The following is a 14240-nucleotide window of genomic DNA, read 5'->3' as shown; positions in this document are numbered from 1 at the left end:
GTGCTGGGTACTCAGGACGGAGGCGGAGCAGGGTGACACAGTCGGTCGGTGGATGGCTACAGCAGGATTCCGAACTGCTCTGGCATCCGTACTCCTCGCTGAGCGCGCCGTCGCCGGTCCGCCTGGTCCGGGGCGCGGAGGGGGTCCGGCTGCACCTGGACGATGGCGCCGGTGGCACGGTCGAGGCGATCGACGCGATGGCGTCCTGGTGGTGCATGATCCACGGCTATCGCCACCCGGTGCTGGACGCTGCGGTGAAGAACCAGGTTGACGATTTCAGTCACGTGATGTTCGGCGGGCTGACCCACGAGCCGGCGATCCGGCTGGCCGCGCGGCTGGTCGAGATCAATCCTTCTCCGCTGGAACACGTTTTCTTCTGCGACTCCGGCTCGGTTTCGGTCGAGGTCGCGATCAAGCTCGCTCTCCAGTACCAAGTTGCCCGTGGCCACAATGGTCGGACCCGGATGCTCACGGTCCGTGGCGGTTACCACGGTGACACCTTCGCGCCGATGAGCGTGTGCGACCCGGTGAACGGGATGCACTCGCTGTTCACCGGCGCGCTGAAGGAGCAGGTGTTCGGCCCGCAGCCGCCGGCCGGGTTCGATCGCCCGGACGACGATCCGGAACTGCTTGCCTGGGCCGCGGAACTGGCCGCCCTGGCCGAGCGGCACGCCGATGAGATCGCCGGGATCATCGTCGAGCCGGTGCTGCAGGGCGCGGGCGGGATGTATCCCTACAGCCCGGCCTGCCTGCGAGTACTGCGGGAGCTCGCCGACCAGCACGGCTTCCTGCTGATCCTGGACGAGATAGCCACCGGTTTCGGCCGGACCGGCACGCTCTTCGCCTCCGAGCACGCAGGTATTGATCCCGACATCCTCTGCGTCGGCAAGGCCCTGACCGGTGGCTACCTGACCCTCGCGGCGATGTTGTGTACGACGGACGTCGCACAGACCGTCTCGAACGGTCCAGGCGGCGCGCTGATGCACGGGCCGACCTTCATGGCGAATCCACTCGCATGCTCGGTCGCGCTCGCGTCCATCGACCTGCTGTTGTCGCAGGACTGGGCCGGCCGGGTCGCCGCGATCTCCGCAGGATTGTCGACCGGGCTGGCGCCGGCGGCGTCGCTGCCCGCAGTCAAGGATGTGCGCGTGCTCGGCGCGGTAGGCGTCGTTCAACTCGGTGGGCCGGTGGACATCCAACGGATAACGGATGCTGTACTGCGGCGGGGCGTCTGGGTCCGGCCGTTCCGCGACCTGGTCTACACGATGCCGCCGTACGTCTGTACCGATGAGGAAATCGCTACCATCGCGGCGGCGATCACGGGTGCTGTGGAGGAGGCCGGCTGATGCTCGAGGAGTGGCTGGCCCCGAAGGCGGCGGCGCTGGAGTCGCGCGGGTTGACCCGCAGGCTGCGAGCGCGGGCTGCCGACGAGCGGCTGATCGATCTCGCAGGTAACGATTACCTGGGGTTGGCCTCAGATCCGCGGGTGGTGCAGGCTGCGGTTGACGCCGTACATGTGTGGGGGACCGGATCTACCGCGTCCAGGCTTGTCACCGGTACGACGGCCTTGCACGAGGAGCTGGAGTCAACGCTTGCTGCGTACACCGGGCAGGAATCGGCGTTGGTCTTCTCGTCGGGATATCTCGCCAACCTCGGTGTGGTGACGGCGCTGGGTGGTCCGGGAACGGTGTTGGTCTCCGACGATCACGTGCACGCGTCGCTGATCGACGGCGGCCGGTTGTCCCGGTCGCGGGTGGAAGTTGTCCCGCACAACGAGGTGGGCGCGGTCGAAAAAGTGCTTGCTGAGCGCAACGAACCGCACGCGCTGATCTTGACCGAGTCCGTGTTCAGCGTGCTGAGCGACGAGGCGCCATTGGCCGAGTTGGCTGAGGTTGCCCTGGCGCACAACGCGGTTCTGGTGGTGGACGAGGCTCACGGCCTGGGCGTGACGGGTGGTGGCCGCGGGTCGGTCGCCGCCGCCGGGCTTGCCGGGCTCGATCATGTGATCGTCACGATGACGTTGTCCAAGGCAATGGCCAGTCAGGGCGGGGTTGTCCTCGGCCCGTCGTTGCTGCGCGAGCACTTGATCAACCGGGCGCGGCCGTTCATCTACGACACCGGCCTCAACCCGGCCGCGTGCGCTGCCGCCCTTGCGGCTCTGGCTGTGCTGCAGGCGGAACCAAGTCGGCCCGGCGCGATTCACGCCGCCGCTGCTCGGTTGGCGACGGCCTGCGCGGTGTCGCCCTCGGCCGGCGCTGTCGTGTCTGTCCCGATGCCTGGGCCACGCGAGGCCGTTCGCGCCGCCGAGCTCTGCCTGGCCGCCGGTGTCCGGGTCGGCAGCTTCCGCCCACCCTCAGTGCCCGACGGCATCTCCCGCCTCCGCCTGACCGCGAACGCCGGCCTCACCGCCGCTGAGCTCGACCGTGCCTGCGACGTCATCCCCCGCGCCATCCAGGAAGTCTCATGACCGAGGTCCTCTTCATCACCGGCACCGACACCGGCGTCGGCAAAACTGTCGTCACCGCTGCCCTGACGGCGCGCGCTACTGGTTCGGTCGCCGTGGTCAAGCCCACGCAGGCCGGCCTGACCGATGGAGCCGGCGACCTGCAGGAGGTCGAACGGCTGACCGGCCACACCGATCTCCACGAAGGCATTCGCCTCCTCGACCCGCTGGCACCCACTACCGCCGGACGTCGCCAAGGTGTGGCCCTGCCGCCTGTCGAAGCGCACGCAAAGGCCATCGCAGACCTCGCCGCCGACCGTGACCTCGTGCTGGTGGAGGGAGCCGGGGGTCTGCTCGTAGGCCTCGACGAAGCCGGCCGCAACCTCGCAGACCTGGCCGCTGAGCTCGCCGCACCGAGCTCGTTCGTCATCGTCACCCGCGCCGGACTCGGCACGCTCAACCACACGGGTCTCACGGTCGAGGCGCTCCGGCGCCGCAACCTGCCGATCGCCGGCCTCGTCATCGGCTCGTGGCCCGCCGAGCCCGACCTGGCAGAGCAGTGCAACCTGGAAGACCTCCCAGCCACCACCGGCGTCCCTGTAATCGGGCGTATCCCGGCCGGTGCAGGCCAGCTGGACAGGGAGGCCTTCACCAGTGCAGCGCCCGGCTGGTTCCTATGACCGGTTGTCCGGCGCGGTACGACGAGCAGCTCGGGTACTGGGTCGTCGACGACCCGGCCCTGGCTCGTGAGGTGCTGCTGGATCCGGAGACGTTCCGGCCCGACAACGCCGTACTGGCTCACACGCCGCTGTCGGTGAAGGCGTTGCGGGTGTTGTCGTCGGTGGGGTTCGCACTGCCTCCGACGCTGGCGAACAACGCGGGGGAGTCGCACCGGCCGATCCGGGCCGCGGTGGCGCGCTTCTTCAGCCCAGCGCGGGTGGCGGCGATCGAGCCACTGACTCGGCAGCTGACGGCCTCGCGGGTGGCAGAGGCGTCCGCGAGGCTCGAGCTGGGTGAGCAGGTCGATCTGGTCGAGGCCGTTGCAGCGGAGCCGCCGGCGCTAGTGCTGCTCGACATGCTCGGGCTGCACGATGTCGACGTACCGGCGCTGAAGGCGTGGAGTAGGGACTCGCTGGAGCTGTTCTGGGGCTGGCCGGACGCGGACCGGCAGCTGGAGCTCGCCCACACGGCAGCAGAGTTCTACAGCTGGCTCAGAGCCTGTACGACGGCCGCACGCCGGGCTCCGGGTGACGACCTGTTCGGAGTGCTCGTCGGGCTGGGGCTGACTGATGAGGAAGTGTGTGCGGTCGGCTACTTCTTGCTGATTGCCGGGCAAGAGACGACTACTCAGCTCATCTCCACTGCCTTCCACCGTTGTCTGGGGAAGACGTACGACCCGGCAGAGGTAGTCGAGGAGGTGCTGCGGTCCGACTCCTCTGTGCCTACCTGGCGGCGGGTGACTGCGGCCCCCGCCGCGGTCGGTGAGGTGGAGCTACCCGCCGGAGCGCAGGTGCTGCTGGGCCTCACGGGTCGCGGCGGCCCGGCTGATCTCACCTTCGGCATCGGCATCCACCGCTGCCTCGGGGCCGGCCTGGCCCGGCTGGAGGCCCGGGTCGCCCTCGAGTGCGCGGCCGGCCTGCTGGCCGCCGTACAACTGACCGAAGAACCACCGATGATCGACCTGCTGTCGTTCCGGGCCCCGAAACGACTCCGGGTCGTAACGAGGAGTAACAACCCGGACAACTGACAGCGATAGCTTCCCCGCTGTGAGCTTGCCATCTCGACGCCGGGTGCGGCTGTGGTTCGGCCAGCACCTGATCGCGGACTACATCGGCGACCAAGCGTCCGCTGACCGCCACGAAGCCGCCATGCGGCGCCGCTTTCCGGGTCTGGAGATCACCAACCAGCCGCTGCGGGCCGCGGATTACAACCCCGCTGACCTGCACCGATAGGCTTTGCGGGTGACCCAAGAAATCCCGCAGCATGAGTTGGTCCTGGTCGTCGACTTCGGGGCGCAGTACGCGCAGCTGATCGCGCGGCGGGTTCGCGAGGCCAAGGTGTACTCGGAGATCGTGCCGCACTCGATGCCGGTCGAGGAGATGCTGGCGCGGAACCCGAAGGCCATCATCCTGTCCGGCGGCCCGCAGTCGGTGTACGCCGAGGGCGCTCCGCGGGTGGACTCCGGGCTGTTCGACGCCGGCGTTGCCGCGTTCGGGATCTGCTACGGCTTCCAGGCGATGGCGCAGACGCTCGGGGGTGAGGTACGTCGTACCGGGCTGCGCGAGTTCGGCCGTACGCCGGTCACGGTCAGCTCAGCGGGGACGCTGCTAGCCGGAATCCCCGAGGACCTCAACGTGTGGATGTCCCACGGTGACGCGGTCCACGCGCCGCCGGCGGGCTTCGCCGTACTGGCTGAGTCGGAGGGGGCGCCGGTCGCGGCCTTCGAGGACCTGGATCGGCGGCTGGCCGGCGTGCAGTGGCACCCGGAGGTCTTGCACTCGCAGGCGGGGCAGGCCGTGCTGGAGCACTTCCTCTACGACATCGCCGGCTGCAAGGGCGACTGGACCACCACGAACGTCGTCGACGAGCAGGTCGAGCTGATCCGGCAGCAGGTCGGTGACAAGCAGGTGCTGTGCGCCCTGTCCGGCGGCGTCGACTCGGCGGTCGCGGCAGCCCTGGTGCACAAGGCGATCGGCGACCAGCTGACCTGCGTGTACGTCGACCACGGCCTGCAGCGGGCTGGGGAGTCGGAGCAGGTCGAGAAGGACTACGTCGCCGCGACCGGCATCCGGCTCGAGGTGGTCGACGCCGAGGACCAGTTCCTCAGCGCGCTGGCCGGGGTGACCGACCCGGAGCAGAAGCGGAAGATCATCGGCCGCGAGTTCATCCGGACGTTCGAGGCGACCGCGCGCAAGCTGGACGCCGAGCGGCACATCGAGTTCCTGGTCCAGGGCACGCTCTACCCGGACGTGGTCGAGTCCGGCGGCGGCACCGGGACCGCGAACATCAAGTCGCACCACAACGTCGGCGGGCTGCCCGACGACCTGCAGTTCAGCCTGATCGAGCCGCTGCGGACACTGTTCAAGGACGAGGTCCGCGAGCTCGGCCTCGCGGTCGGCCTGCCCGAGACGATGGTCTACCGGCATCCGTTCCCAGGCCCGGGCCTGAGCATCCGGATCATCGGCGAGGTCACCCGCGAGCGTCTGGACATCCTGCGCGCCGCCGACCTGATCGCCCGGACCGAGCTGACCGCGGCCGGCCTGGACCGCGACATCTGGCAGTTCCCGGTGGTCCTGCTGGCCGACGTACGCTCGGTCGGCGTCCAGGGCGACGGCCGCACGTACGGTCACCCCGTCGTGCTGCGCCCCGTCACCAGCGAGGACGCCATGACCGCCGACTGGGCCCGCCTCCCGTACGACGTCCTGGAGCGCATCTCCACCCGCATCACCAACGAGGTCGACGAAATCAACCGCGTAACCCTCGACATCACCAGCAAGCCCCCGGGCACCATCGAGTGGGAGTAGTTCTCACCCACCCGGGCAAGCTACGGCATGTCCGGGGCGACCTCGGTCTGGGCCTGGATTCCGTCCAGGAGACGGTCGAGGCCGTAGCGGTACGCGTCGGTGGCGGCGTCGCGGACGGTGTCCTGGTAGCCGTTCGCGTTCCAGATCGCCGTCATCGCGGGATGTCTTTCGACGTCGAAATACGTCTCCCACAGATCGTTCCGGTCGTACCACCACGCCTCGTTGCTCTGCCCGGTGGCGCGTTCGACCAGCTCGTTCTCGGCCTCTAGTCCGGCGGCCGAGTCGACGTACATCGTGATGGAAAGCGCGGCGGTGTTCGTGTCGCGAGGGCTGAGGCCGAGTGGAAGCAGTACGGAGAGCAGGTACTCGCGGCCGGCCAGCATGCCGGGGCCGACGGGTGGGCGCACCGTGGAGACCCGGGCGAGCCAGGGGTGGCGCTGGAACATCGCTCGGGTCTGTTCGGAGTACAGCTCGACCTGCAGGCGCCATCCGGCCGGCCTGGGTTCGGCTGGGCCGGGTAGCTGCCGCTCTGCCAGGACCTCGTCGACCATGAGGTCCAGCAGCTCCTCCTTGGAGGGCACGTAGGTGTAGAGCGTCATGGTGCCTACACCTAGTGCCTTGGCCACTCCACCCATGGAGGCCGCTTCGAGGCCGCGCTCGTCTGCCAACTGGATGCCGGTGCGCACCACTCCGTCGACGTCCAGCGATGGCCGCCGGCCGGCCGTGCGGCGTCGTACCTGCTGGTCTGGGACCTGCTGGTCTGGCGCCTGCGTATTTGGCGCCTGCGTGTTTGGGGCTTGCTTGTTGCGCCAGAGCAACGCGAGGGTGCGTTCTGGCTGGCCTCCACCGCTGTGCCGCACTGTCACAGTGCACAGCGTCCCATGCGTCAGCGGAAGGCGTCGGCGTTGGCCACGGCCCACTCGCGATAGGTGGTGCCGGGACGACCGGTGAGCTCGGGGACAGTTGGCTCAGGGGTCATGTGGTGCTCGGCCATCATGCGGAAGCCGTCGAGCAGCCACTGGGCGGTCTGGGCGCCAACGATCGGCGTCCAGAGGTCCAGGTACTCCTGCGGGGTCTGCTCCTCGAACCTCACCTCGCGTCCGATCGCCGCCGAGATGTGCGCGACCTGCTGCGGCGGCGTGAGGGCCTGCGGACCGCTCATCGTGAGCTTCTGCCCGGTGTACTGCTCATCAGTGATGACGACGCGGGCGACCGCCGCGATGTCGGCCAGGTCGATCGGCGTCTGGATCGCTGCCGGGTAGGGCGCGCGTACGACGTTCTCCGCCTTGATCGAGCCGGCCCAGTCCAGTGTGTTGTTCATGAACTGACCCGGCCGCAGGTGCGTCCACGCGAACCCGGCGTCCTCGATTGCCCGCTCGATCTTGTAGTAGTGCCAGCTCGCCGGATCCCCTTGCGCCTCGTACTCCGCCGGCTCACCCGACAGTACGACGACCCGCCGTACACCGGCCTCCTGGGCGTACTTCACGAAGTCGTCGACGTACGCCGGAAGTGGCGCGAGGTAGACGGTGTCGATCTGGCGGAGTGCCGCGGCGAGGGTCTCCGGTCTGCCGAGGTAGCCCTTGGCGATCTCGACCTCGTCGGGGAGCGCGGCCTTCTTCGGGTTGCTGGTCAGTGCCCGCACGGGTGCGTTTGCGGCCACGAGTTCGTCGACGAGCAGCCGTCCCACGCTTCCGGTCGCGCCGGTCACGAGGATCGTCATCTTTGTGCCTCCCAGGTATCGGCTATTTCCGTAGGGTATACGAGAATGCGATTCGGGCGCACCTGGATTTGAGAATCTGGCGAACATGTGTTCGACTGTGATGCATGAGATGGGCTGGTCAGCAGATCGACGCGGAGACCCCGGGGACGTTGCCGGGGCTCGGGTCGATCGCGGGCCTGGTCCGGTCGGTGACCACGCCGGAGTTCCGCGGCATCACCTTCCATGAGGTGCTCGCGCGGTCGGCGCTGAACTCCGTCCCGGGGACGTCGCTGCCGTTCAACTGGACGATCAACCAGTATCGCGGCTGCACGCACGCCTGCCGGTACTGCTTCGCCCGGCCGTCGCACCGCTATCTCGAGCTCGACCAGGGGGAGGACTTTGATCGGCAGATCGTGGTCAAGACGAACGTGGTGGAGGTGCTGCGACGCGAACTGGCCCGGCCGTCCTGGGGTCGCGAACAGGTTGCCCTGGGCACCAATACCGATCCGTACCAACGGGCCGAGGGCCGCTATCGGCTGATGCCGGGGATCATCGAGGCGTTGGCGGGTTCGGGTACGCCGCTGTCCGTGCTGACAAAGGGCACCTTGCTTCGGCGCGATCTGGAGCTGCTGGTTGCCGCGTCGGCGGAGGTCTCCGTCGGTATCGGTGTCTCGCTCGCGCTGGCGGATGAGGAGTTGCGCAAGCTCGTCGAGCCCGGCGTGCCCTCGGTTCGCGGTCGCCTCGACCTGATCCGCTCCGTCCGCGATGCCGGTCTACCGTGTGGCGTCATGGTCGCTCCGGTTCTTCCGTGGCTTACCGACTCCGCGGAACAGTTGGACTTTCTCTTCGGTGAGTTGTCGGAGGCCGGCGCCACCGGCGTCACGACGCTCGTGCTGCATCTGCGGCCCGGCGTCAAGGAATGGTTCATGGCCTGGCTGGCTCAGGAGCGTCCCGAGCTGGTCGCTCGCTACGAATCCCTTTATGCCCACGGCTCCAATGTCGCGCCCAGCTACCACAATGCCTTTGCGGAGAAGGTCCGCCCGTTGCTGGACAAGCACGGCTTCGGCCGGGGCTCACGTCACCGCTCGGACCCCATCGATGCGAGTTCCAGTGCCGCCCGCATCCGCCAACCTCACCGCCGCTCCCCACCGCGCCAGCCCCGCCGGGCTCGTCACGCCGCGCCGATCCCGCACGTCACCCCGGACGTCGACCAGCAAACCCTGTTCTGAGTGGGTGAGCCAGCTACTGCAGGGTGAGGATTTGGGGGCCTTCTTCGGTGATGGCTACGGTGTGTTCGGCGTGGGCGCCTCGCGTTTGGTCGGCGGAGCGGAGGGTCCAGCCGTCTTCGTCGATGACGTAGGTGCTGCCGGGGCCGGTCCAGAACCATGGCTCGATGGCGAAGACGTGACCCGGCCGGAGCTTGAGGCCGCGACCTGGCCGGCCGCCGTTGGGGATGTGGGGATCTTCGTGCATCCGCCGGCCGATGCCGTGTCCGCCGAAGTCGAGGTTGGTGCCGATCCCGGCGGCCTTGCCGATCCGGCCGATCGCGGCGCTGATATCGCTGAGCCGGTTCCCGGGGACCGCCTCGGCGATCCCGGCCGCCAGCGCCTGCTCGGTGGTCGCGATCAGCTCCAGATCCTCGGCGCGCGGCGTACCGACGCAGAAGCTGATCGCCGAGTCCGCGCACCAGCCGTCGAGCGAGGCGCCGCAGTCGACGTTCAGCAGGTCACCGTCCTGGAGCACGAGGTCGCCGGGCGGGCCGTGCAGTACGGCGTCGTTGACCGACGTACAGATGACGCCGCTGAACGGGCTGGTCGCGAAACCCGGTTGATATCCCTCGAACAAGGACACCGCGCCGGCCGAATGCAGGACCTCGCGCGCGACCGCGTCGAGTTCGCGCAACGACATCCCGGCGGCGGCTTCCTTCTTCACCGCGGCCAGCGCGTTGGCGACCACCCGTCCGGCCGCCCGCATCTGCTCGATCTCCGCCGGAGTCTTCAACTCGACCATGCCCCGCTCCTCGACCTCGGCACCCTTTCCCGGATAACTATACCGGTACTATTATCGCAGTCATGGTGCGACCACCGCTGTCCAGCTGGGACCGTGAGCGAGGCCGTCAGCTCGGCCGCCTGCTGCGCGAGGCTCGTGGCGAGCGCAGCATGGTCGACGTCGCCGCGGCCTGCGGGGTCTCGGTCGACACCCTCCGCAAGATCGAGACCGGCCGGATCCCGACCCCGGCCCTGTTCACCGTCGCCGCCGTCGCCGCGACCCTGGACATCTCCCTCGACACTCTCGTCGCAGCCTGCCGGGACAACCCGGCGACGGAGGACGACTCCGGACTGATCGCCTAGAACACGATCGAATCACCGCCTCAACCAACGGTCCAGCAGCTTGGCGCGACGCCGAAAATCCTTTGACGCAAGGGTTATTGTCGAAGCCATGATTACGTACTTCGTGATGGTCCGTCGTGCCCGGCTACGGGCAGGCGAGGGGTGCCTGGGGATGGCATCCGCTCGATAGTCGTTGGGCCGAACGGGTCGTGGACGCGGCCGGGGTCAGACCCGGTGAACTCGTCCTCGACGTCGGAGCCGGACTGGGTGCGCTGACCGCGCCGCTGGTCCGGGCCGGAGCCCAGGTGGTCGCCGTCGAACTCCACCCTGGTCGCGCCGATCGCTTGCGTCGGCGGTTCGCGGACCAAGCCGTCACGGTGGTCCGTGCCGATGCCGCTGATCTGCGGTTGCCGTCGCGACCGTTCCGGGTGGTGTCGAGTCCGCCGTACAACGTCTCCACCGCTTTGCTGAAGCGGCTGCTGGCGCCGGGTTCGCGCCTGGTGTCGGCGGATCTGGTGCTGCAGCGGGCGGTGGCGAACCGGTGGGCTCGCGGTGACGCGCCGGGGGCGAACCGATGGTTCCCGTACTACGACCTGTCGATCGGGCTTCGCCTTCCTCGCAAGGCTTTCACCCCACCGCCGCATGTCGATTCCGCTGTCCTCGTACTGCGCAAACGCCGTACCCGAGCCTAGAAGGAGCAGAACCCCCGCCCACCGAAAACGGGCGGGGGTTCTTGCTATCCGTGCCAGGAGTTCCAGAGGGCGGCGTAGGAGCCCTGCCGGGCTACGAGCTCGTCGTGGCTGCCGAGCTCGGTGATGCGGCCGTCCTCAACCACTGCGACGCGGTCGGCGTCGTGGGCGGTGTAGAGGCGGTGGGCGATCGCGATCACCGTCCGGCCCTCCAGTACGGCGGCCAGCGAACGCTCCATGTGCCGAGCCGCCCGCGGGTCGATCAGTGAGGTCGCCTCATCCAGTACGAGCGTGTGTGGATCGGCCAGCACGAGTCGAGCCAACGCCAACTGCTGCGCCTGCGCCGGCGTGAGCGCCAGCTGCCCCGACCCGACCCGCGTGTCGAGCCCATCAGGCAAGGCCGAAGCCCACTCGCGCGCATCGACTGCCTCGAGCGCATCCAGCAGGTCCTCGTCGGACGCTGACGGCCGAGCCATCGACAAGTTGTCGCGCAGGGTCCCCACGAAGACGTGGTGCTCCTGCGTGACCAGCGCGACCTGCTTGCGCAGCTCGTCCAGCGGCAGTTCGGTCATCCCGACCCCGCCGACGGTGACGGAACCGGTCCGCGGCGGGTGGATGCCCGCGACCAGCCGCCCGAGTGTCGACTTGCCCGCGCCGGACGGCCCGACCATCGCGACCCGCTCACCCGGCTGGATGGTCAAGTCGACACCGTGCAGCACGTCGCGGCCGTCGACGTACGAGAACCGCACGTCGCTCGCCTCGACGAGCTCACCGGACGGCGACTGGCCGGATGGCGTCCGGTCGTCCGGTACGTCGCTGATGCCCAGCAGGCGGGCGAACGCGGCACCACCCGACTGCAGTTCGTCGAGCCAGGAGAGCAGCCGGTCGACCGGGTCGATCAGCTGGTTGACGTACAGCACGGCGGCGGTCACCGCGCCCAGCGAGACGTGGTTGTTGATGTGCAGCCAGCCGCCGAACACCAGCGTCCCCACGACCGGCACGAGGTACCCGATCTCGGCGATCGGGAAGTACACGGTCCGGAGGAACAAGGTGTACCGCTCGGCGTTGTAGGAGCCGCGGATGTCGCCATCGCCCCGCCGTACGCGCTCGTCGTACCGCCGCAGCGCCTCGACCGTACGAGCGCCCTCGACGGTCTCCGCCAGCGAGCTCGTCATCTGGGCGTACGCCGCGTTCTCGCGCAGGTAGCCGTCCTTCGCGCGACGCAGGTACCACCGCGTGCCCAGCCAGAGCGCCGGGACCATCGCCACCAGCGGCACCAGCACCCAGACGCCCACGAGCATCGTCGCGCCGACCGTGAACAGCACGGTGACCGACGCGATGATCGTCTCCGGTACGGCGAACCGGACGGTGCGCGACAGCGTGTCGACGTCACGCGAGGTCCGCGACAGCAGATCGCCGGTGCCAGCCCGCTCGACCGTGCCGATCGGCAGCGCGAGCGCGTTGTCGACGAAGTCCTCGCGCAGCTCGGCCAGCACCTGCTCGCCGAGCGCGAACGAGCGGAACCGCGCCCAGCGGGTGAGCAGCGACTGCACCACGATGAACACCGCGATGACCAGGATCACTTGGTTGACCTTGGCCGCGGTCGTGCCGTTCTGGACGTCCTCGACCAGGTCGCCGATCAGCCGCGGCGCGGCCAGGCCAGTGATCGCGGCCAGGCCGTGCAGCAGCAGCGCGATCACCAACGACCGCGGATGCCGCCGGGCCAGCCGGCGTGCGTGCCGGCGGATCTGGGCAGAGTCCGCGACAGGCAGGATCTGCCTCATGCCAGCACCTCCTCTTCGGTCTCTCTGGTGACGGTCCTGCGGTACAGCGGCTCGCTGTCGAGCAGCGCACGGTGTTTGCCGGTGGCAACGACTCGGCCGGCCGCGACGAAGATGACCTCGTCGACGCGGTCCAGCAGTAGCGGGCTCGCGGTCAGTACGACGGTGCTCCGGCCGGACCGCTGGTCGCGCAGCCGGTCCGCGATCCGCGCCTCGGTGTGCGCGTCGACCGCCGACGTCGGCTCGACCAGGACCAGCACAGCCGGGTCCGCCAGCAGCGCACGCACTAGCACCAGTCGCTGCCGCTGCCCACCGGAGAACGACCGGCCCTTCTCCTCCACCTCGGAGTCGAGCCCGTCCGTCAGCGCCACCAGCACGTCCTCGGCGGACGCCGTACGCATCGCTGCCATCACTTCTTCGTCGGTACGGCGGTTGTCCGGGTCCAGCTCCTGGCGCAGCGTGCCGGTGAACAGCTGGGCGCCGGTGTCGCTCACCAGGATGCGCGCACGCACGTCCTCCCGGGTGGCGCTGGCCAGAGTGACTCCGCCGTACCGGACCTCGCTGGTGTCGTCGTACCGACCCAGGCGGTCGGCCAGCTCGGCATAGCTGTCTGGCTCTGCGGACACGATCGCGGTGAGCAGGCCGTCGCGGGCGCGGATGCCGGAGACCGGGTCGACCAGGTCGCCGCGGTCCGGCAGCCGCACTGGCTGGGCCGGCTCAGTGATGTCGGGCTGCAGCGACAGCACCCGGATCACTCGGCGTGCCGCGACCAGGCCGCGCATCAGCTGGTTGGCGAACTCTGTCGCCGTACGCAGCGGCAGGACGAGGAAAGTGGCGTAGCCGTAGAACGCTACGAGCGAGCCGGCGCTGAGGTCGCCGCGCAGCGCGAAGTGCGCGCCGAGACCGACCACGAGCACCACGAAGATGCCTGGCAGCAGCACCTGCGCCGCGTCGAGCACGGACTGGATCCGCGCGACGCCGACACCGGCCTGCCGGACCTGCTGGGACTCGCCGCGGTACCTGCGGGAGAACGACTCCTCACCGCCGATCCCGCGCAGCACCCGCAGGCCGGCGACGATGTCGGAGCCCAGCGAGTTCAGCTCGCCGACCGCCTCGCGCTGGGCGGACTGCCGCTTGTGCAGCGGCCGCAGCATCGGGCCGAGGCAGAACAGCATCACCGGTACGCCGATGAGCACGACCAGGCCGAGCGTCGTCGACGTCGACAGCAGGATCGACGCGACCACGACGAACGCGAAGATCGCGCCGGTGAACCGGGCCGAGATCTCCATCAGGTTGCCGATGTAGGCGAGGTCGCCCGCGCCGATGCTGACCACTTCACCGGTGGCCAGGTGCTTCGGCAGCGTCGCGCCGAGGTCGGCCGACTTCCGCGTCACCACCTGAACCGTGCGGTACGCCGAGGTCAGCCAGTTGGTCACCGCGAACCGGTGCCGCATGATGCCGGCCAGCGCCTGGACGACGCCGACCACGAACAGCGCCACGGTCCAGTGCAGCAGCCGCTCGCCGTCGCGCGCGGCGATGCCCTCGTCGATCGCCTTGCCGAGGATCGCCGGGATGAACGCCTGCGCGGCCATCCACAGGATGCCGAACGTCATCCCGCCCGCGAGCGTGCGCCATTGCCCCCGCGCGACCCACAACAGATAGCGGGCAGGCGAGCGGTGATCAGGGACGCCGGGATCGGCCAGAGGCAGTTGTTTCATAGCCTTCTCAGGCTAGGCGTCGGCACCGACAGAACGCATGCGAATTATCCGGCCGC

At 69.0% G+C, this 14240-nt stretch carries 14 protein-coding genes; 9 read left to right on the top strand and 5 right to left on the bottom strand.

The window, feature by feature from the left end; genetic code table 11:
- Window positions 1-74: 74 nt before the first annotated feature.
- Genes bioA through guaA form a run of 6 tightly spaced genes read left to right on the top strand, consistent with a single transcriptional unit; the run spans window position 75 to window position 5967 of the window.
- The gene (gene bioA / locus EV646_RS15080; RefSeq protein WP_479684489.1) at window positions 75-1346 is read left to right on the top strand and encodes an adenosylmethionine--8-amino-7-oxononanoate transaminase; all 1272 of its coding nucleotides are present in this window, start codon (window positions 75-77) and stop codon (window positions 1344-1346) included.
- Window positions 1346-2467, top strand: a complete 1122-nt coding sequence (locus EV646_RS15075; RefSeq protein ID WP_132148798.1) for an 8-amino-7-oxononanoate synthase — start codon at window positions 1346-1348, stop codon at window positions 2465-2467. The genes bioA and EV646_RS15075 overlap by 1 nt, the downstream gene beginning before the upstream one ends.
- Complete coding sequence (gene bioD / locus EV646_RS15070; RefSeq protein ID WP_132148796.1) at window positions 2464-3123, top strand: dethiobiotin synthase; 660 nt, start codon at window positions 2464-2466, stop codon at window positions 3121-3123. Before EV646_RS15075 ends, bioD begins: the two co-directional genes overlap by 4 nt.
- Window positions 3120-4190 carry a cytochrome P450 family protein gene (locus EV646_RS15065; RefSeq protein ID WP_132148794.1) on the top strand — a complete coding sequence of 357 codons (1071 nt, stop codon included), beginning with the start codon at window positions 3120-3122 and terminating at the stop codon, window positions 4188-4190. The genes bioD and EV646_RS15065 overlap by 4 nt, the downstream gene beginning before the upstream one ends.
- A 19-nt stretch (window positions 4191-4209) precedes the next feature.
- Window positions 4210-4395: a hypothetical protein gene (locus tag EV646_RS15060; RefSeq protein WP_132148792.1), complete on the top strand. Its 186-nt coding sequence runs from the start codon at window positions 4210-4212 to the stop codon at window positions 4393-4395.
- 9 nt (window positions 4396-4404) lie between these two features.
- Window positions 4405-5967 carry a glutamine-hydrolyzing GMP synthase gene (guaA, locus tag EV646_RS15055; protein ID WP_422386713.1) on the top strand — a complete coding sequence of 521 codons (1563 nt, stop codon included), beginning with the start codon at window positions 4405-4407 and terminating at the stop codon, window positions 5965-5967.
- Between the two features lie 20 nt (window positions 5968-5987).
- Here the strand turns inward: guaA and EV646_RS15050 are convergent, their stop codons facing one another.
- Both EV646_RS15050 and EV646_RS15045 read right to left on the bottom strand, forming a co-directional pair.
- Window positions 5988-6833: a TetR/AcrR family transcriptional regulator gene (locus EV646_RS15050; protein ID WP_132148790.1), complete on the bottom strand. Its 846-nt coding sequence runs from the start codon at window positions 6831-6833 to the stop codon at window positions 5988-5990.
- Window positions 6834-6853: 20 nt separating this feature from the next.
- On the bottom strand, window positions 6854-7687 hold the full coding sequence (locus EV646_RS15045) for an NmrA family NAD(P)-binding protein (protein ID WP_132148788.1): 834 nt from the start codon (window positions 7685-7687) through the stop codon (window positions 6854-6856).
- A 104-nt stretch (window positions 7688-7791) separates the two neighbouring features.
- Here EV646_RS15045 and EV646_RS15040 point away from each other — a divergent pair, with 104 nt between their 5' ends.
- Window positions 7792-8895 (top strand): Rv2578c family radical SAM protein, encoded by a 1104-nt coding sequence (locus tag EV646_RS15040; RefSeq protein ID WP_132148786.1) that lies wholly within the window; start codon window positions 7792-7794, stop codon window positions 8893-8895.
- 13 nt (window positions 8896-8908) lie between these two features.
- Here the strand turns inward: EV646_RS15040 and map are convergent, their stop codons facing one another.
- Window positions 8909-9676, bottom strand: coding sequence for a type I methionyl aminopeptidase (map, locus tag EV646_RS15035; RefSeq protein WP_132148784.1), 768 nt, complete (start codon window positions 9674-9676; stop codon window positions 8909-8911).
- A gap of 62 nt (window positions 9677-9738) precedes the next feature.
- Here map and EV646_RS15030 point away from each other — a divergent pair, with 62 nt between their 5' ends.
- Window positions 9739-10017, top strand: a complete 279-nt coding sequence (locus EV646_RS15030) for a helix-turn-helix domain-containing protein (protein WP_132148782.1) — start codon at window positions 9739-9741, stop codon at window positions 10015-10017.
- A 116-nt stretch (window positions 10018-10133) separates the two neighbouring features.
- Window positions 10134-10688 (top strand): rRNA adenine N-6-methyltransferase family protein, encoded by a 555-nt coding sequence (locus EV646_RS15025; protein ID WP_132148780.1) that lies wholly within the window; start codon window positions 10134-10136, stop codon window positions 10686-10688.
- Window positions 10689-10732: 44 nt separating this feature from the next.
- On the opposite strand, the gene EV646_RS15020 is transcribed toward EV646_RS15025, so the two are convergent.
- Complete coding sequence (locus tag EV646_RS15020; RefSeq protein WP_132148778.1) at window positions 10733-12469, bottom strand: ABC transporter ATP-binding protein; 1737 nt, start codon at window positions 12467-12469, stop codon at window positions 10733-10735.
- Complete coding sequence (locus tag EV646_RS15015; RefSeq protein ID WP_132148777.1) at window positions 12466-14184, bottom strand: ABC transporter ATP-binding protein; 1719 nt, start codon at window positions 14182-14184, stop codon at window positions 12466-12468. Before EV646_RS15015 ends, EV646_RS15020 begins: the two co-directional genes overlap by 4 nt.
- Window positions 14185-14240: the final 56 nt, after the last annotated feature.

The organism is Kribbella antiqua, assembly GCF_004345665.1.
Lineage (GTDB): Bacteria > Actinomycetota > Actinomycetes > Propionibacteriales > Kribbellaceae > Kribbella > Kribbella antiqua.
The sequence above is the reverse complement of the archived record's forward strand: the minus strand, read 5'-3'. Positions and strand labels throughout refer to the sequence as shown.